Annotated in this window: 15 protein-coding genes; 10 read left to right on the forward strand and 5 right to left on the reverse strand. The window is 40.6% G+C overall.

Annotated features, from left to right (window positions below; genetic code table 11):
• Positions 1-137 precede the first annotated feature (137 nt).
• The 3 genes from MURRU_RS17395 to htpG all read right to left on the reverse strand — a co-directional run bounded on the left by MURRU_RS17395 (position 138) and on the right by htpG (position 4,045).
• Positions 138-1,637 (reverse strand): Ig-like domain-containing protein, encoded by a 1,500-nt coding sequence (locus tag MURRU_RS17395; protein WP_014033510.1) that lies wholly within the window; start codon positions 1,635-1,637, stop codon positions 138-140.
• A gap of 99 nt (positions 1,638-1,736) precedes the next feature.
• On the reverse strand, positions 1,737-2,096 hold the full coding sequence (locus tag MURRU_RS10835) for a DoxX family protein (protein WP_014033511.1): 360 nt from the start codon (positions 2,094-2,096) through the stop codon (positions 1,737-1,739).
• A gap of 62 nt (positions 2,097-2,158) precedes the next feature.
• Positions 2,159-4,045, reverse strand: a complete 1,887-nt coding sequence (gene htpG, locus MURRU_RS10840; protein ID WP_014033512.1) for a molecular chaperone HtpG — start codon at positions 4,043-4,045, stop codon at positions 2,159-2,161.
• Between the two features lie 335 nt (positions 4,046-4,380).
• Here htpG and MURRU_RS10845 point away from each other — a divergent pair, with 335 nt between their 5' ends.
• From MURRU_RS10845 to MURRU_RS10855, 3 genes are all read left to right on the forward strand, one after another.
• Positions 4,381-5,037, forward strand: a complete 657-nt coding sequence (locus MURRU_RS10845) for a TetR family transcriptional regulator C-terminal domain-containing protein (protein ID WP_014033513.1) — start codon at positions 4,381-4,383, stop codon at positions 5,035-5,037.
• 5 nt (positions 5,038-5,042) lie between these two features.
• Positions 5,043-6,353, forward strand: a complete 1,311-nt coding sequence (locus MURRU_RS10850; protein ID WP_014033514.1) for an ABC1 kinase family protein — start codon at positions 5,043-5,045, stop codon at positions 6,351-6,353.
• A gap of 95 nt (positions 6,354-6,448) precedes the next feature.
• Positions 6,449-7,459 (forward strand): 3-oxoacyl-ACP synthase III family protein, encoded by a 1,011-nt coding sequence (locus MURRU_RS10855; RefSeq protein WP_014033515.1) that lies wholly within the window; start codon positions 6,449-6,451, stop codon positions 7,457-7,459.
• Between the two features lie 121 nt (positions 7,460-7,580).
• Here the strand turns inward: MURRU_RS10855 and MURRU_RS10860 are convergent, their stop codons facing one another.
• Positions 7,581-10,031 (reverse strand): TonB-dependent receptor, encoded by a 2,451-nt coding sequence (locus MURRU_RS10860; protein ID WP_014033516.1) that lies wholly within the window; start codon positions 10,029-10,031, stop codon positions 7,581-7,583.
• A gap of 349 nt (positions 10,032-10,380) precedes the next feature.
• Here MURRU_RS10860 and MURRU_RS10865 point away from each other — a divergent pair, with 349 nt between their 5' ends.
• Positions 10,381-10,740: a CoA-binding protein gene (locus MURRU_RS10865; RefSeq protein WP_014033517.1), complete on the forward strand. Its 360-nt coding sequence runs from the start codon at positions 10,381-10,383 to the stop codon at positions 10,738-10,740.
• On the opposite strand, the gene MURRU_RS10870 is transcribed toward MURRU_RS10865, so the two are convergent.
• The gene (locus tag MURRU_RS10870; protein WP_014033518.1) at positions 10,724-12,211 is read right to left on the reverse strand and encodes a sodium:solute symporter; all 1,488 of its coding nucleotides are present in this window, start codon (positions 12,209-12,211) and stop codon (positions 10,724-10,726) included. The two genes, MURRU_RS10865 and MURRU_RS10870, sit on opposite strands and share 17 nt — an antisense overlap.
• 76 nt (positions 12,212-12,287) lie before the next feature.
• On the opposite strand from MURRU_RS10870, the gene recR reads away from it, so the two are divergent.
• The 6 genes from recR (at position 12,288) to MURRU_RS10900 (ending at position 17,425) form a co-directional block, all read left to right on the forward strand.
• Positions 12,288-12,908, forward strand: coding sequence for a recombination mediator RecR (gene recR / locus MURRU_RS10875; protein WP_014033519.1), 621 nt, complete (start codon positions 12,288-12,290; stop codon positions 12,906-12,908).
• Positions 12,909-12,987: 79 nt separating this feature from the next.
• Complete coding sequence (locus tag MURRU_RS10880; RefSeq protein WP_014033520.1) at positions 12,988-14,349, forward strand: dihydrolipoamide acetyltransferase family protein; 1,362 nt, start codon at positions 12,988-12,990, stop codon at positions 14,347-14,349.
• A 72-nt stretch (positions 14,350-14,421) separates the two neighbouring features.
• On the forward strand, positions 14,422-15,195 hold the full coding sequence (locus tag MURRU_RS10885; protein ID WP_014033521.1) for a 3'-5' exonuclease: 774 nt from the start codon (positions 14,422-14,424) through the stop codon (positions 15,193-15,195).
• A 29-nt stretch (positions 15,196-15,224) separates the two neighbouring features.
• Positions 15,225-15,836 (forward strand): fumarylacetoacetate hydrolase family protein, encoded by a 612-nt coding sequence (locus tag MURRU_RS10890; RefSeq protein WP_014033522.1) that lies wholly within the window; start codon positions 15,225-15,227, stop codon positions 15,834-15,836.
• Entirely contained in the window at positions 15,836-16,174 is a 339-nt protein-coding gene (locus tag MURRU_RS10895; protein ID WP_014033523.1) for an Hpt domain-containing protein, read from the forward strand. Before MURRU_RS10890 ends, MURRU_RS10895 begins: the two co-directional genes overlap by 1 nt.
• Positions 16,175-17,425, forward strand: coding sequence for a competence/damage-inducible protein A (locus tag MURRU_RS10900; RefSeq protein ID WP_014033524.1), 1,251 nt, complete (start codon positions 16,175-16,177; stop codon positions 17,423-17,425).
• The last annotated feature ends 28 nt before the right edge of the window (positions 17,426-17,453 follow it).

The raw sequence follows: 17,453 nt of genomic DNA on the forward strand, positions 1-17,453 counted from the left end.
AAGCTTGTTACCTGTCAGTTCGAGCGCAGTCGAGAACTTAAATTAATTTGATTATCAATGGGTTTCGACTGCGCTCAACCTGACAAAATCAAAGTTTTGTTGCTTTTTAGACGGCCCCATACGAACAAAAATGATTGTTATTTAACGACTACTGAAACCGCATAAGTGCTATAGTCTGTTCCTGCTAAAATGGTAGGGGTGCCATTTACCCAAAGTTTTGCCACATTGATTTCTTCATCATTTACAATTGTATTTTCATATCCAACAGCGTAAATGTCTCCATTATAGACAAAGACTGAATTAACCTTGGCATTGAAAGTACCATCCGTTAAATCGATAGGAACTCCATTTTTCCAGATTTTAGCAATATATTTTCCTTCTTCACCATATTCTGATCCACCAACATACACATCAGTTCCATCTACGAAAACGGAATAGGCGAAAGACATACTTCCTTCTTCTGTTAAAGGTGTTGGAGTGCCACTTTTCCATAGTGTTGCAATGTTATTGTCATAACCGGTAGCGTATATGTAATCGCCCGTAACAAAAATTGATGTTGCTCTGGCATAATTTGTTCCATCGGTTAGTAAATGTGGAACATCATTGACCCATATTTTGGCAATGCTCTTGTTATCGGTGCTTTCATATCCAGCAATAAAAGCATTGCCATTATTTATGACTAGGTCAAGTGCCAAGTTGGTATTGATGCCGTCCGATAAATCTTGGACATTACCATTTTTCCATAACTTGGCGGTATAAGCATTTTCGTCAGTCCCATAACCTACTGCATAGATATCATCATCATAAACTTTTACCGAAGATAGCCTTGTGTCGGATGAATTATCGGTCAAATTATTGACTTCGCCATTCTTCCAATATTTCGCAATATAGTTTTCTGACTCCTTGTCCAATTCAGAACCTGATATGAATACATCACCTTTATAAATATCCATAGAATTTGCATAGGCATTGCTAGATCCATCCGTAAGTTCGGTTATAGAGCCATTTGTCCAGATGCTTGCTGTATAATCTGTAGTTTTATAATGGTTAACCGTAACAAAAACACTGGGTTCTACTGTGATTTCTGCGGAAGCTTGGGATTCATTAACAGAAACGGTAATATTTGCCGTACCCGCTCCTACGGCCTTTACATTTCCGCTTTCATCAACAATGGCCACATCTTCATTATCACTGCTCCATGTGACCTGATTTTCTCCTGCTCCGGATACGGTTAATTGTTCAGCGTCTGAGGTGTGAAGCTCTAAAGATGATTTATTAAGTTCAAGATTAATTGGGGCATTGACAATAAAACTATCTGTACTGGTAGTTGCATTCCCATTTACCGTAACCGATATTTTTGAAGTGGAAGCACCATCAGGAACCGAAGTTTTTAATTCCGTTTCGGAAGCTTGGGTTACTATTGCTGTAACATTACCAAATTTAACTACGTTCTCGGAAGTTATAGTGCTGAAATTTTTCCCTGTAATGGTCACTTCAGTGCCAACAGTTCCAGATTTTGGCGTAAACGCTGTTATCGAAGGTAATGCTTCGGACGAAGGACCATCATCCTTGCTACAGTTCACAATGATTGAAAGGGTGCAAAGAAGTAGTATTGCATTCGAAAGAATTTTTTTCATGATAAAAATTTTGATTCGAGTGCAAGTAATTGCAAAAAGAGCGGAATCCGTCTGCCCAATTGATGGATGCCTTATATGAATTGACGAAAGGGGATTTTTCTAGAAATAAGCATAGTAATACGCCCAATACATCAAAAAGAACTGAAGGGGAATCCGAAGAATCAAAATCCATTTGGGAATACCAGCGGATGCTTTTTCGCCGGAAAGCATGTAAAAATGCACGGACAGAAATGCTGCCAGCATCAAAATTATTCCAAATGTGCTCAGTTTTCGGGTAGCTTCAAAGCATACTCCAATACCCAATAGGATTTCAGCAATACCACTTATATATACCAAAAGTTTATGGTTGGGCAAGTACAGCGGCATAATGCGCATGTACATTTTTGGCTTTATAAAGTGCATTAAACCTGCAACTATATACATTCCGGCCATTAGGTAAAGGTGCCACGGAGTTTCCATAAGGCCAAAAATAAAAAAGGCAGACCATAAGGCCTGCCTTTACCGTATATATTTTTTTGAATTTATTTAATCATATCATAGCTTCTCGCAATAAAATTGGTAAGCTCTTCGCCTTTTAGCAAACCTTTGGAGAGGCGAGCCAAATCCAAAGATTGATTGATCAACCTTTCCCGTTTTTTTGCGGTCTTGGTATTCAAGATCTCGCTGACCAACTCGTGATTGGTGTTTACGATAAGATTGTACATATCCGGCATATTGCCCATACCGAACATACCGCCGCCGCCAGTTTGTTGCATTTCCTTCATTCTACGCATAAACTCTGGCTCGGTAATAATGAAGGGCGATGCACTACTTTCCATGGCCTCCATTTGAATAGTATACCCCTTATCGGAAACTACTTTTTCCAAATCCGCCTTGAGGCGGTCTTTTTCTTCATCGGACAATTTGGAAATGGCCGTGTCCTCTTTTTTGATGAGGTTGTCCACATGATCGGCATCTACCCTAACAAACGATAGGTCTTCTTTAGAAGTTTCCAATTTTTGCATCAAGTGCGGTACAATTGGGGAATCCAATAGGAGCACTTCGTATCCCTTTTTCTTGGCCGCTTCAATATAACTATGTTGCGCTTCTTTGTTGGAAGCATACAACACCACCAATTTATCATCCTTATCGGTTTGGTTGTCCTTAATTTTGGCTTCCAATTCTTCGAAAGTGTAGAAGTCGCCATCAACCGATGGGTAAAGCGCAAACTTATCCGCCTTGTCAAAGAATTTATCTTCGGAAAGCATCCCGTACTCTATCACCACTTTAATGTCGTTCCACTTCTGTTCAAAATCCTCGCGGTTGTTTTTAAAGAGCGAAGTCAATTTATCGGCCACTTTTCTGGTGATGTAGGAAGAAATTTTCTTCACCGCACCATCAGCCTGTAAATAGGACCTGGATACGTTCAAAGGAATGTCGGGAGAATCGATTACACCTTTTAACATCGTCAAGAATTCAGGAACAATGCCTTCCACATTATCGGTAACGAACACTTGGTTCTGGTACAACTGAATTTTATCCTTTTGTATGCTAAGGTCGTTCGTCAACTTTGGGAAATATAGGATACCCGTTAAGTTGAACGGATAATCCACGTTCAAGTGAATATGGAACAAGGGTTCCTCGAATTGCATGGGGTACAACTCCCTATAAAAGCTTTTGTAATCTTCCTCCTTTAAATCCGTAGGTTGCTTGGTCCACGCTGGGTTTGGGTTGTTGATGATGTCATCTACCTCTTTGGTAGGCGCCGGTTCTTCTTCTTTGGCACCTTCTGGTTTGGGAAGGGTTTCCGTTTTTGTTCCAAATTTGATTGGAATGGGCATGAACTTGTTGTATTTGGTCAAAAGTTCACGGATTCTCGCATCTTCCAAAAATTCTGTGGAATCCTCAGCTATGTGAAGTATAATCTCGGTACCTCTTTCTGTCTTGTTGCTAGGTTCAATGGAAAATTCGGGAGATCCGTCACAGCTCCAATGCACCGCAGGTGCTTTTTGGTGACTTTTTGTAATGATTTCCACTTTCTCCGCAACCATAAAGGCGGAATAGAAACCAAGACCAAAATGCCCAATGATACCAGCATCTTTACCGGCATCCTTGTATTTGTCCAAAAATTCCTCGGCGCCGGAAAAAGCCACTTCGTTAATGTACTTTTTCACTTCCTCCTCGGTCATACCAATACCTTGGTCTATAATATGGATGCGTTTGTTGTCCTTGTCCACCTTAACCTCGATTATAGGGTTCCCGTATTCCACTTTCGTTTCCCCAATGGATGTAAGGTGCTTTAGTTTTAAGGTTGCATCTGTAGCATTGGAAATAAGTTCCCTCAAGAAAATTTCGTGGTCACTATACAGAAATTTTTTGATCAAAGGAAAAATGTTCTCTACTGAAACATTGATTTTACCTGTAGCCATCGTTTTGTTTTTTATTCTTCTTTACCCCCTTTTCCAGTCAAAAAAAATACCAGAACGTTAAATATGACAAACTGACATTTAACTACCATGTTAATGTCAATAGATGAATTTTAACATAATTTTGTTTATTTTTAATGCAAAAAGATTAAACAAAAATTGTATATTTACAGAGTTATAGGGTAAGAATTGCTATGAACTAGTAACAGTAACACTATAACAAGTTTGTTTATTTATTGGTTAGGTTGTGAAAATGCACTTTCGAACGAAAGTGCATTTTCTTTAAAAGTTTGATTGTGCGACCTCGCCATTTTTTAATCTTTCAAAAAAATACCAAAATGGCAAATACTAGTAAATCCAAGATTACCGAAGATAAAATTATAAGCTTGTTCATGGACTCTGTACTGGAACACGAAAAGGTGCCAAGCTCAGTATTCAAATTCTGTAAAGAGCATAAAATAAAAGAAGAGGAGTTTTATGGATTATTTGGCTCGTTTGAATCGCTTAAGCAATCCATTTGGAACAAATTTTTTGACAACAGTTACGGAGTAATGCAGAAGAATAAACAATATGCTTCCATGACAAATGAGGAGAAGATGCTTACTTTTTTCTTCACCTTTTTTGAGAATTTGACCTTGAACAGGAGTTATGTGCTATTTATAATGAAAGAAAACAAGTACTCCTTGGAAGGATTGGGCCAATTAAAAGAATTACGGAAAAAATTCAAAGATTTTGCGTCCACACTTATTGAAGAGCGAAACGAGGAAAGAAACTTCAAAGTCCTTAAATATAATGCACCGCTGTTCTCGGAAGGTGCTTGGTTGCAGTTTTTGTTCATTTTAAAATTCTGGATGGAAGACGGTTCCCCTGGCTTGGAAAAAACGGACATCGCCATCGAAAAGTCAGTAACCACCATTTTTCAAATATTTGAAAGTACGCCACTGGAAAAAATAGTGGACTTTGGAAAATTCCTCTACAAGGAAAAATTTGTATAAGACCCATGAAAAGATTGGATACCATTCCCACTGGAAAAATAGAACGAGCTGGAAAACTCGTCAAAACTGGCGTTAAGATAGGCGGCAATTACGTTAAATACTATGGCAAAAAACTGGTCGACCCACAGACCAACCGTGATACATTGAATCAAGACAATGCAGAGGATATTTATGATGGCCTAAAGAGTTTGAAGGGAAGTGCCCTAAAGGTGGCACAAATGCTCAGTATGGAAAAGAACTTGCTTCCCCGTGCCTACGTGGAAAAATTCTCCCTGTCCCAATTTTCGGTTCCGCCGTTGTCCGCTCCCTTGGTTCGTAAAACTTTCAAAAAGTATTTGGGGAAGTATCCAGAGGATGTTTTTGATGGGTTTGAAAAGGACTCCGTCAACGCAGCTAGCATAGGACAGGTGCACCGTGCCAACAAGGATGGTAAAAAACTGGCAGTAAAAATTCAATATCCAGGAGTTGCCGAAAGCATTAGCAGCGATTTGGCCTTGGTAAAGCCAGTGGCCATTAAAATGTTCAATTTAAAAGGGAAGGATTCCGAAAAATATTTCAAGGAAGTAGAGCACAAATTAGTGGAAGAGACCAACTATATTTTGGAACTGGAGCAAAGTGATGAAATTACCACCGCTTGCACGGTTATTCCGAACATGCAGTTTCCAAAATACTACCGAGAGCTATCCAGTGAGCGCATCTTGACCATGGATTGGATGGAAGGAATCCATTTGGGGGAATTTACCCAAACTGATTTCGATGCCGATTTGGGCAACAAATTAGGGCAGGCTCTTTGGGATTTTTATATGTTCCAAATCCATAAATTGAGAAGGGTACATGCCGACCCACATCCGGGAAACTTTTTGGTGAGCTCCGAAGGCAGTTTGATTGCCATTGATTTTGGTTGCATAAAAGAAATACCTGAAGAATTCTATGTGCCTTATTTTGAACTGGCCAAAGAGGAAAACATCAATAATGATGAGGTGTTTATGGAGAAACTGTACGAACTGGAAATCCTGACATCCACCGATTCTGAAGAAGAACTGCAATTTTTTAAGGCCTTGTTCAAAGAAATGCTCACCATTTTTACCTCACCCTTTCATAGAGAAACATTTGATTTTGGCCATGAAGGTTTTTGGGCCAAGATTGCGAACCTTAGCGAACGGTATTCTAAAGATGAACAAATTCGAAAAATGAACGGAAATCGTGGTTCCAAACACTTTTTGTACATAAATCGCACGTTTTTTGGACTTTATAACTTGTTGCACGATTTAAGGGCCAAGGTAGAGGTGAACCATTTTGAAAAGTATATGAACTAATTTCCTTAATAAATATCCAGTTCTTGGGATATATTTTTTACTTTTCCATTAATTAGCCAAGGATTTTTTAAAGATTCAATATTAAGCACTTTATAATGTATAACTCAAGAATATCAGGATTGGGATTTTACGTCCCTGAAAATGTGGTCACTAACGACGATTTGTCCAAAGTGATGGACACGAATGACGAATGGATTCAAGAACGGACCGGTATAAAGGAAAGGCGCCATGTTGTAAAAGGTACCGATACCACCACATCCATGGGGGTAAAAGCGGCCAAAAAAGCAATTGAACGTGCCGGCATTGATAAGGATGAAATAGATTTCATTGTTTTTGCCACACTGAGCCCCGATTATTACTTTCCTGGCCCCGGGGTTTTGGTACAACGCGATTTGGGATTAAAAAGAACTATAGGGGCACTCGATGTTCGAAACCAATGTTCTGGTTTTGTCTACGGAATTTCCGTTGCTGATCAATACATAAAAAGTGGTATGTACAAAAATGTACTTGTTATCGGTTCCGAACTACATTCTCATGGTTTGGATATGACAACAAGAGGTAGGGGCGTATCCGTAATTTTTGGAGATGGTGCAGGAGCTGCCGTATTGACCCGCGAAGAAGATGCTTCAAAAGGAATTCTTTCCACCCATTTACATTCCGAAGGGCAACATGCCGAAGAACTTTCCTTGATTGCGCCCGGAATGGGCAAAAGATGGGTGAACGATATTATTGCAGATGCAGACCCCGAGGATACTTCGTATTACCCTTATATGAACGGGCAATTTGTGTTTAAAAATGCTGTGGTCCGCTTTAGTGAGGTAATTATGGAGGGTTTAAGCAAGAATAATTTATCTCCAACAGATATTGATATGCTGATTCCGCATCAGGCCAACTTGCGGATTTCACAATTCATCCAAAAGAAATTTGGGTTGAAGGACGACCAAGTGTACAACAACATTATGAAATACGGAAACACCACGGCCGCATCCATACCCATTGCTTTAACAGAGGCATGGGAAGCTGAAAAAATCAAAGAAGGAGATTTGGTAGTGCTTGCCGCCTTTGGTAGTGGCTTTACTTGGGGCAGCGTGATTATTCGGTGGTAGACGATATCGTTACAATAAAAAATAAGTATAAAATAAAACCCCGATCCTTTAGGATCGGGGTTTTTGATCAATGCCCCCACAAGATAACCAACCAACACTCAATATGAGGCATCAATACATTTTATAAGATTCCACCACCGCCTTGTTTGGTGTTGCTATCCCTTCTTTTACGTGACTTAGCACGGTTTTTTCCACTTCCAAATCGGTACGATAGTCCAACATATACATTATTGCTCTCCCAGTTAAAAGCACCTTCTTGCGCATAGGGATAATCACCTTCAAAGGCGAAGCGCATTGTGTTGAAAATATCGTTGTAGTTAAAGCTAAGGGTGCCTTTGCCTTCGGCAAAGCTGTAGCGTGCGCCCAAATTCACAAAATACATGGGTTGTGCATCAAACTGTATGCTTTTGTTTCGTCCGCGGTAAAAACCAAAAGCTTGCAGCGTCAATTTTTTGGTTACGGTGAAGCTATTGTTCATCCTAAGGTTCCAAGCCGTGTTGTCGACCTCCACTCTTTCTTCAACAATATCGTCCTCGCTTGGGTTGGGGTCCGTGGAATTCAACGTTTCCGTAATACCTCTTTGCGTCTGCGAAAAAAGGTCAAAACTGCCGTTAATGTTCCACCATTTAATGGGCTTGTAGTTTGTGGATAACTCTACCCCGTAGGCGGAGGTTTTATCAAAGTTGTCAAAAGTCAGGATGGTCTTGTTTAGATCCAAACGGTCGATATAAATGGCCCTATTGATTTCGTCGGAAATACTTCTGTAAAAAACACCGCCCGTAACACTACCATTTTTGATTCTTTTGGTGTAATTGGCTTCATAAGAGCTTGTAAACTGGGGAACCAAATTTGGGTTACCAAAGGAAGATATCAAAGGGGTGGCAAACTCTCGAATTGGGTTTACTTGTTGCAGTCCCGGTCTGTCCACACGTCTGCTATAACTAATTTGTATCTGGTCTTTTTCGTTAGGTTTGTAGGTAACGAATGCGGAGGGATATATTTCGGTATACTTGTCAGTGAAGGAACGTACCGCATTGGTATCCGCTTTTACCTGCACATCCTCTACTCGAACACCCATTTGATAGGACCATTTCTCATAGGACTGTCCAAAAGTGGCGTAAGCGGAATAGATATCCATGTCGTATACAAATTTGGTGGATGGTGTCGGCACCAAGTTTCCTTCGGAATTGAAAGTTTGACCCGTGGAGGAATAATCCACCTTGGTCTCAAAATTTCTGGATTGCAATCCCACTTCCAACTTGGAAATACTGTCCAGCGGATTCACGTAATCTAAATTGGCCGTTGTTTGGGTACGTTCAGTATCCACAAAATCCATATAATCCGGATAGGTAGATGCTCCTATGGAGCTAAAATCGGCATCTTGTTCGCTTTCAAACTGGTTGTGGTCCACTTCCAGCTCTATGTTGTGCCCTTCCTTGTTAAAGTCCAGTTTATAGTCAAAATTGTATTGCTCGCTACGGTTGTTGGAGTCGTCAAAGAACAATTGGGTCACATTTCTGGATGGATTGTTGAAATACGAAACCTGAGTTTTACCATCTCCTTCTCCTTCATAAATATTTTGATTGGTAAAGAAGGATATGGTGTTTTTGTCATTCAGATAGAAATCGACCCCCACTTTATAGAGATGGGATTTGTTGTTATTGAAGAAGTCAAACTTTTGACGGGAGTTTTCCCTGATTCGAAGAATGCTTCCGTCGTTGACCCATTTACCGATATTGTTTCCGTAATTTCCATAAAAGTTGAATTTTCCATTGCGGTAGTTCAAATCGATAGAGCTATTGAATTTGGCCTCGATACCTTTGGTAAGACCCATGTTCACATTTCCGTTGAAGCCAATATTTGCATTCTTGTGCAAAACAATATTGATGATGCCGCTCATCCCTTCGGGATTATACTTGGCAGACGGATTGGTGATCAGTTCTATGGATTTTATGGATGTGGACGGAATTTGCTTGAGCAATTGTGCTACGGGCACGTTGGACAACTTTCCATCGACCATGACCCGCACATTGGAATTTCCACGTAGCGTAATATCGCCAGTTTGGGAATCCACATTTACGGACGGAATGTTGTTCATAATATCCGATGCCGAAGCACCTGCGGTCGTAAGGTCTTTTCCTACATTGATTACCTTTCGGTCCACACGTTGTTCTATGGTGGTTCGTTCGGCCACCACCTCAACGCCTTCCAGTTCCTTGGTCTCTTCCTCCAAGGTTACGGTTCCCAAGTTCAGGTTCCGTTTTCCTTTGGCTATCTCTAGTTTTTGGGAGTAGGTTTTGTAGCCGATAAACTGTACTTCAAAAGTAAAAGTACCGTCGGGGAGCTTTTTAATTTCAAACTCACCCTCTTCGGTAGTAATGCTACCGGTAATGGTCTCGGTGCCATCTTCGGATTTGATGACCACTGCTGCATAAGCTACCGGTTGGTTGGAAATGTTGTCCACAACCTTTCCGTTAACGGAGCCTAAAGCCGTGCCGGGGTCGTTTGCTAAAGAAATTGAAGGAAATACAGTGCACAAGAATAGTGCAAAAAGAATGCTCACATGTCTCATGAGTTGTTCGTTTTTTGATTGATGATTCGATTGATTGATGTTACTTTTAAGACGCTCGATACTGAAGAATGTTACAGAAGAAAATTATTTTAACATTCCTTAACATAAAATATGGTGGCTTTGCCCATTTTTGTAAGGTATTCTGGATTGTAGGGTCAATTGTGGCAAGTCTATAAAAGAAGAAACCCCGGCAAAAATACCGGGGTTATACATTGATAAGCTATACTAAACACTAACCATTAACTATAAAAATACAGTCTTACCAATGACAATATAATATATGAATAATAGACGAGTTTTCCTTTTAAAAGTTACAGTCTATATTAAAGTTTAACACAAAAATTAACAAATGTCAAAAACACTTGTCGTAGGGGCTTCTACAAACCCAGGAAGATACAGCAACACAGCAATTCGTAGGCTGGTTGACAATAATATTGAAACAACCGCATTTGGGATACGTGGGGGAACTGTATCTGGAGTGCAAATTAAAGACAACTTGGTTGATTTTCAAAATATTGATACCGTAACTTTATATTTAAGCCCCAAAAACCAAAAGGAATATTATCAACAGGTAGTGGACCTTAAACCAAAACGGGTGATTTTTAATCCGGGCACCGAAAACCCCGAGTTCTACAAAATCCTTGAAAATGCTGGGATAGCCGTGGAGGTTTCCTGTACTTTGGTGTTGCTCGCTACTGGGCAATACTAGTTTTAGGTTCAGATTTCTTGGTCCTGATGAGCCAAAGACCGATAAATGTCAATAAACCGTTGAGTGGTAACAATTCATAGCCAACTTGATACCCGCCCAAATAATCTGCGGGTACACTGGCAACCAAAACTATGGTGCCCACCGAAGCTAGTGCAACTATCCAAACATAACTATCCTTGATCTTATGCTTGGTTAAGATGCCAAAGGCAAAAAGACCCAATAAAGGGCCGTAGGTATAACCGGCTACAGTAAGCAGACTATCAATAACATTGCTGCTAAGGATGTATTTAAAGGCGATAATAACAATCACCAATACTACGCTCATTACAATATGGGTGCGTTTTCTGATACGCTTTTGCTCTTTATCCTCTTTTTCTTCAACATTTAAAAAGTCCACACAAAAAGATGTGGTCAGGGAAGTAAGTGCACTGTCAGCACTACTATAAGCGGCGGCAATCAATCCAAGCATAAAAGTAATGGCCAAGGCCAATCCCAAACCGCCATTTAGGGCAATTTCAGGGAATAACAAGTCGGTTTTAGGAGTACCGTCCATCAAAGGAATTCCAATGCCCTCCCTTTTTGCATAGATAAAAAGCAAGGCGCCCAATAGCATAAATAAAAATGTGACGCCTACCAGTACAAAACTGAAAGAAACCATGTTCTTTTGGGCATCTTTCAAGGATTTGCAGGTGAGGTTTTTTTGCATCATATCCTGATCTAGGCCCGTCATGCAAATAGTCACGAACATTCCCCCTACAAAGGATTTAATAAAATAACTTTTGTTCAAAAAACTATCCGTTATTAAAAAGTCATTGTAATTCTTTAATTCTTCCGAAGCCAAGAACTCACCAAAACTCCATCCCAATTCCTTGTTTATCATTACAATGGAAAGGATTACGGCCAAAATCATAAAAAGTGTCTGCAAGGTATCGGTCCAAACAATGGTTTTTATTCCCCCTTTGTTTGTGTAGAGCCAAATCAATAAAATAGAAATGACCACCGTAAACTCGAAACGAACCCCAAGGTCATCAAAAACAAATTGCTGCAAAACAATGGCGACCAAGTACAATCTAAAAGCGGCACCCAAAACCCGGGATATAAAAAAGAAAAAGGCTCCGGTGCGGTGGCTTACTTTTCCAAAACGATCAAGCAAATACTCGTAAATAGAGGTGAGGTTCAGCTTGTAATACAGGGGCAACAATATAAATGCCACTACAAAATAGCCAAAAAGATATCCAAGAACCACTTGCATATAGGTCAATTGGCTATCTCCCACCCATCCGGGAACCGATATAAAGGTTACACCCGATAGCGAAGCACCCACCATACCAAAGGCAACAACGTACCATGGGGATTGCTTACCGGCCTTAAAAAAATCGGCGTTGGAATCGTTTTTACCAGTAAAGTATGAGATAAGGATGAGCACCAAGAAATAGGCACCTATAAGCAACAGAATTTGTGTGGCTGACATATTTGCAATTTGATTTGCAAAGTACGAAAGTAAATTGGTAACAGTAAAATCGTAATTTTGTAGTAGAATTGATGCTATGGAATTTTCATCGAAGCTATTGGAAAATGCAGTTTACGAAATGTCGCAATTGCCGGGAATCGGTAAGCGAACGGCATTACGGCTGGTATTGCACCTGCTAAAACAGCCCGAAGAAAGGACCGAACTGTTGGCACATGCCCTGCTAAAATTGAAGAGCGAGGTCAATTTTTGTAAAAACTGCCACAATATTTCCGATACCGAACTGTGCGAAATTTGCGCCAATCCCAAACGGGATGAAACCATCGTTTGTGTGGTGGAGGACATTAGGGATGTAATGGCCATTGAGAATACATCGCAGTACAATGGATTGTACCATGTACTGGGAGGTAAAATATCCCCCATGGAAGGCGTGGGTCCCCAAGACCTAAATATAGCATCGTTGGTCAATAAGGTGAAGAATGGAGTTGTAAAAGAATTGATTTTGGCCCTGAGTTCCACCATGGAAGGCGATACCACTAATTTTTATATTTATAAACAATTGGACGGACTGGAGGTTACAACTTCCACGATTGCCAGAGGTATCTCGGTCGGGGATGAATTGGAATATGCGGATGAGGTAACTTTGGGAAGAAGTATCATCAATAGAGTGCCTTTTGAAAGCTCTATAAAAGCGAATTAATGAATATAAATCAAAAATAAGTCGATTTCTTTAGTATTTTTGTAAAATACAAATCAAAATCACTTTGATAAATACGAATATGTCAAAATTTGAATTGAAATTACCGCAAATGGGAGAAAGTGTCGCAGAAGCTACCTTGACCAACTGGTTGAAGGAAGTGGGCGATACCATTGAGATGGACGAGGCCATCTTTGAAATTGCCACCGATAAAGTGGATTCCGAAGTTCCCAGTGAAGTAGATGGAGTATTGTTGGAAAAGCGGTTCAATGTAGATGATGTCATAAAAGTTGGTGAAGTGGTCGCCGTAATCCAAATAGAAGGTGAAGTTGATCATGTAGCGGATGACAGCTCCGATGAAGAAATGGTAGAGGAACCAGCAGAAGTACCAGCGAGGGAATTGGAAGCCCAAATGGCGGGAGTGAAAGAGTCTGTTTCCGCCCCAGCGCCCGATTTTTCAAGTTCGGAACGATTCTATTCACCTTTGGTGAAGAATATTGCCAAGGAAGAAAATGTTTCCATGGACGAATTGGAAGCCATTGTAGGAACGGGAAAAAAAGGCAGGGTCACAAAAAATGATATCATGGCCTATTTGGAAAACCGTTCCAATGGAAACGAAACCAAAGTAGAAGCAGCACCACAGCAAGAGGTCAAGACTGAAAAAGCATCCACACCCATAGCACCAAAAGAAACGGTTGCGGATAAACCAAAAGAATCCAAAGTTCAAGTGGGAGCAGGGGATGAGGTGATTCCGCTGACTCGAATGGGCAAATTGATCGCCCATCACATGATCGAGAGTGTATCTACATCGGCACATGTACAAAGTTTTGTGGAAGTGGATGTGACCAATGTGGTGAACTGGAGAAACAAGGTGAAGAATGCTTTCCAACAGCGAGAAGGTGAAAAATTGACCTTTACACCCATATTTATGGAAGCTGTGGCCATGGCCTTGAAAAAGTATCCGTTGATGAACATATCGTTGGATGGGGACAAGGTCATTAAAAAGAAAAACATCAACTTAGGTATGGCAGCAGCCCTGCCCGATGGTAATTTAATAGTTCCCGTGATTAAAAATGCCGATCAATTGAACTTGGTAGGCATGGCTAAAACAGTGAACGACCTTGCCAGTAGAGCGAGAAATAATCAGTTAAAGCCCGACGAGGTAAAAGATGGTACATACACGGTAACCAATGTCGGTTCCTTCGGAAGCGTATTCGGAACGCCGATCATCAATCAACCACAAGTGGGAATCCTTGCGTTGGGGGCCATTAGAAAAATGCCATCGGTCATAGAAACCGATCAAGGAGAATATATCGGTATCCGAAGTAAAATGTACCTATCGCACAGTTACGATCACCGCGTGGTAAACGGCGCATTGGGCGGAATGTTCGTTAAAGCCGTGGCCGATTATTTGGAAGCTTGGGACATAAACAGGGAAATATAACGGAAAACCGTTCATATTCTTTTCACTATTCTTAATTTAGAAGCCCAGTGAATTTTATTTAAAAAGTCCCACATGCAATTACAATTGACCAAACCTATCTGCTTTTTCGATTTGGAGACCACGGGAACCAACGTTGCAAAAGACAGAATAGTTGAAATATCCATCCTAAAGGTTTTTCCCAATGGAAACAAGGAAAGCAAGACATGGTTGGTGAACCCAGAAATGCCAATTCCTGCAGAATCTGAGGCCATTCATGGAATTTCCGATGAAAAGGTTGCTAACGAACCTACTTTTAAGCAATTGTCCAAAGATATCTATGCCATGATTCGCGATAGTGATTTGGCGGGTTTCAACTCCGACAGGTTTGATATTCCCCTGTTGGCGGAGGAAATGCTTCGGGCCGACGTGGATTTTGATATGAAGAGTATGGTCTCAGTAGATGTGCAGACCATTTTCCATAAAATGGAAAAGCGAACTTTGGAAGCGGCTTATAAATTCTATTGTGATAAGAATTTGGACGACGCCCATAGTGCCGAAGCTGATACCCTAGCAACCTATGAAGTATTGTTGGCACAGTTGGAACGGTATCCGGAACTTGAAAATGATATAAAAAAGCTGTCAGAGTTCACCACCAGAAGGCAAAATCTCGATTTTGCCGGTTTTATTGGATTGGATGAAGAGGAGAACCCTATTTTTTCCTTCGGAAAACACAAAGGGAAAACAGTGGACGAGGTCATGGAAAAAGAGCCCGGTTATTTTGGTTGGATTCTGAATGCCGATTTCCCGTTGTACACCAAAAAAGTACTTACCCAAATAAAGTTGAGCAAGCTCAACAATAAATTTTAAGATAAGAAGCGTTAACCCCATAACAGATTATGAAGCTGATTTGTATAGGACGTAATTATGTTGATCATATCGATGAATTAAATAACGAGCGTCCGGATGAACCGGTGGTTTTTATAAAACCCGATTCTGCCATTTTGCCCAAAGAACAAGATTTTTATATCCCCGAGTTTTCTCAAGATGTACATTATGAAGTAGAGGTCTTGGTGAAAATCAAAAAAGTGGGAAAACATATATCCAAAGCTTTTGCACACAAGTATTATGATGAAATAGGGTTGGGCATAGATTTTACGGCAAGAGACCTTCAATCCAAATTAAAATCCAAAGGATTGCCCTGGGAAAAGGCCAAAGGATTTGATGGAGCGGCCGTGGTTGGCAAGTGGTTGTCCAAAAATAAATTTAAAGATTTGGACAATCTAAATTTTTCACTGTCAAAAAATGGAGAAAAAATGCAAGAAGGGAATACCTCTTTGATGCTGTGGAAGATAGATGAAATTATAGCGTATGTATCTACTTATTTTATGCTAAAAAAGGGCGACATTATCTTTACCGGTACGCCTGCCGGTGTTGGTAAAGTAAGCCCAAATGACTACCTTGTCGGTACATTGGAAGGTGAGCAACTGTTTGATATTAATGTAAAATAATGATTTACAACCTCGATAAAATAAATGAAATGGCTGATGGTGATGAGGATTTCATTACCTCTGTAATTTCTGTGTTTTTGGAAGAAGTCCCAGAAGATTTGGAAAGCCTTGAAAAGGCGATCAGCTGTAAGGACTACGAAAACATATACAAGCTAGCGCACAAAATTAAACCCAACGTGGATATTTTGGGCATGGAGCAAACAAGGGCCAAGGCACTCGAAATAGAGACCTTGGGCAAAACTACAGGTAGTATGGAGGAGATTGAAGAAAAATTTCCTATCCTTAAAAAAGATGTACTCCAAGTGGTCGCCGAACTAAAAAACGACTTTAATTTATAGATGCAAGCCGAGATAATCACCATTGGGGACGAAATTCTCATTGGGCAGATTGTAGATTCCAATTCAGCGTTTATTTCCAAAGAGCTGAACAAAATTGGAGTCTCGGTCTATCAAATTACTTCCGTGCAAGACGATAGGGAGCATATACTTAAATCTCTAAAAGAAGCAGGGGAACGCTCTTCGGTGGTCATCATTACGGGGGGGTTGGGCCCCACAAAAGATGACGTGACCAAGCATGCTCTTTGTGAGTTCTTTGAGGACGAACTTGTTCGGGACGATTCGGTTTTGGGTCATATTGAAGAACTCTTCAGAAAATATATCACCACCCCTATTTCTGATTTGAATAGGGAGCAAGCCATGGTTCCATCCAATGCTACGGTGTTGCACAACGAATTTGGCACCGCCCCTGGATTATGGATGAAAAAAGGAAAAACTGCCTATGCTTCACTTCCGGGCGTTCCTTACGAGATGAGAAATCTGATCATCAAATCCGTATTGCCCAAAATTATTGAAGATTACGAACGCCCCCATATAGTTCATAAAACCATTATGACCTATGGTATGGGAGAGAGTGCCGTGGCGGAAAAACTGGAGGATTGGGAGAATAATCTACCATCTTTTATAAAGTTTGCCTACTTGCCCAACCTTGGGAGCGTAAGGTTACGGCTTTCAGCTAAAGGAACAGATAAAGAAGCATTAATGGCCGGTATAGAGGAACAGGTTAAAAAGTTGTATCCTTTGATTGGCGACATAATTTATGGTGAAGAGGAGGAAGATGGAAGAGTGGAGAAACAGATCGGTACTTTATTGACCGATAAAAAAATGAGCTTGGCCACCGCCGAAAGTTTTACGGGCGGCAGTATTGCAGAAAGAATTACGGCGGTGCCGGGAGCATCCAATTATTTTAAGGGAAGTATAGTGTGCTATGCCACCGAGATGAAAGTGAAATTGTTGGACGTGCCACAAGAGCTTATAGACAAACATTCCGTGGTCAGCGAAGAAGTTGCCGTAGCCATGGCCAATAATGTGAAGAAAAAGTTGGAAACCGATTTTGCGATTGCCACTACAGGTAACGCGGGACCCACCAAAGGTGATTCCGATGCCGAGGTGGGAACGGTATATATAGGTATAAGTACGCCAAAGGCTACTTTTGCCCAAAAATTCGTGATGGGCAAGCATCGGGAAAGGGTCGTGAAAAAGTCTGTAAACAAGGCTTTTGAACTCTTGTACAAAGAAATTTTAAATTTCTGAAAAAGAATTTTGTACGTCCCATTAAAAT

Source organism: Allomuricauda ruestringensis DSM 13258, from assembly GCF_000224085.1.
Taxonomy (GTDB): Bacteria; Bacteroidota; Bacteroidia; order Flavobacteriales; family Flavobacteriaceae; genus Flagellimonas; species Flagellimonas ruestringensis.

Excerpts from the sequence above, each read along its gene's own strand:
- MURRU_RS10870 (WP_014033518.1), bottom strand. The coding sequence starts at position 12,211 with ATGTCAGCCACACAAATTCTGTTGCTTATAGGTGCCTATTTCTTGGTG.
- MURRU_RS10865 (WP_014033517.1), top strand. The coding sequence starts at position 10,381 with ATGTCAAAAACACTTGTCGTAGGGGCTTCTACAAACCCAGGAAGATAC.
- MURRU_RS10900 (WP_014033524.1), top strand. The coding sequence starts at position 16,175 with ATGCAAGCCGAGATAATCACCATTGGGGACGAAATTCTCATTGGGCAG.
- htpG (WP_014033512.1), bottom strand. The coding sequence starts at position 4,045 with ATGGCTACAGGTAAAATCAATGTTTCAGTAGAGAACATTTTTCCTTTG.
- MURRU_RS17395 (WP_014033510.1), bottom strand. The coding sequence starts at position 1,637 with ATGAAAAAAATTCTTTCGAATGCAATACTACTTCTTTGCACCCTTTCA.
- MURRU_RS10890 (WP_014033522.1), top strand. The coding sequence starts at position 15,225 with ATGAAGCTGATTTGTATAGGACGTAATTATGTTGATCATATCGATGAA.
- MURRU_RS10885 (WP_014033521.1), top strand. The coding sequence starts at position 14,422 with ATGCAATTACAATTGACCAAACCTATCTGCTTTTTCGATTTGGAGACC.
- MURRU_RS10845 (WP_014033513.1), top strand. The coding sequence starts at position 4,381 with ATGGCAAATACTAGTAAATCCAAGATTACCGAAGATAAAATTATAAGC.
- MURRU_RS10850 (WP_014033514.1), top strand. The coding sequence starts at position 5,043 with ATGAAAAGATTGGATACCATTCCCACTGGAAAAATAGAACGAGCTGGA.
- MURRU_RS10835 (WP_014033511.1), bottom strand. The coding sequence starts at position 2,096 with ATGGAAACTCCGTGGCACCTTTACCTAATGGCCGGAATGTATATAGTT.
- MURRU_RS10855 (WP_014033515.1), top strand. The coding sequence starts at position 6,449 with ATGTATAACTCAAGAATATCAGGATTGGGATTTTACGTCCCTGAAAAT.
- MURRU_RS10895 (WP_014033523.1), top strand. The coding sequence starts at position 15,836 with ATGATTTACAACCTCGATAAAATAAATGAAATGGCTGATGGTGATGAG.
- MURRU_RS10860 (WP_014033516.1), bottom strand. The coding sequence starts at position 10,031 with ATGAGACATGTGAGCATTCTTTTTGCACTATTCTTGTGCACTGTATTT.
- recR (WP_014033519.1), top strand. The coding sequence starts at position 12,288 with ATGGAATTTTCATCGAAGCTATTGGAAAATGCAGTTTACGAAATGTCG.
- MURRU_RS10880 (WP_014033520.1), top strand. The coding sequence starts at position 12,988 with ATGTCAAAATTTGAATTGAAATTACCGCAAATGGGAGAAAGTGTCGCA.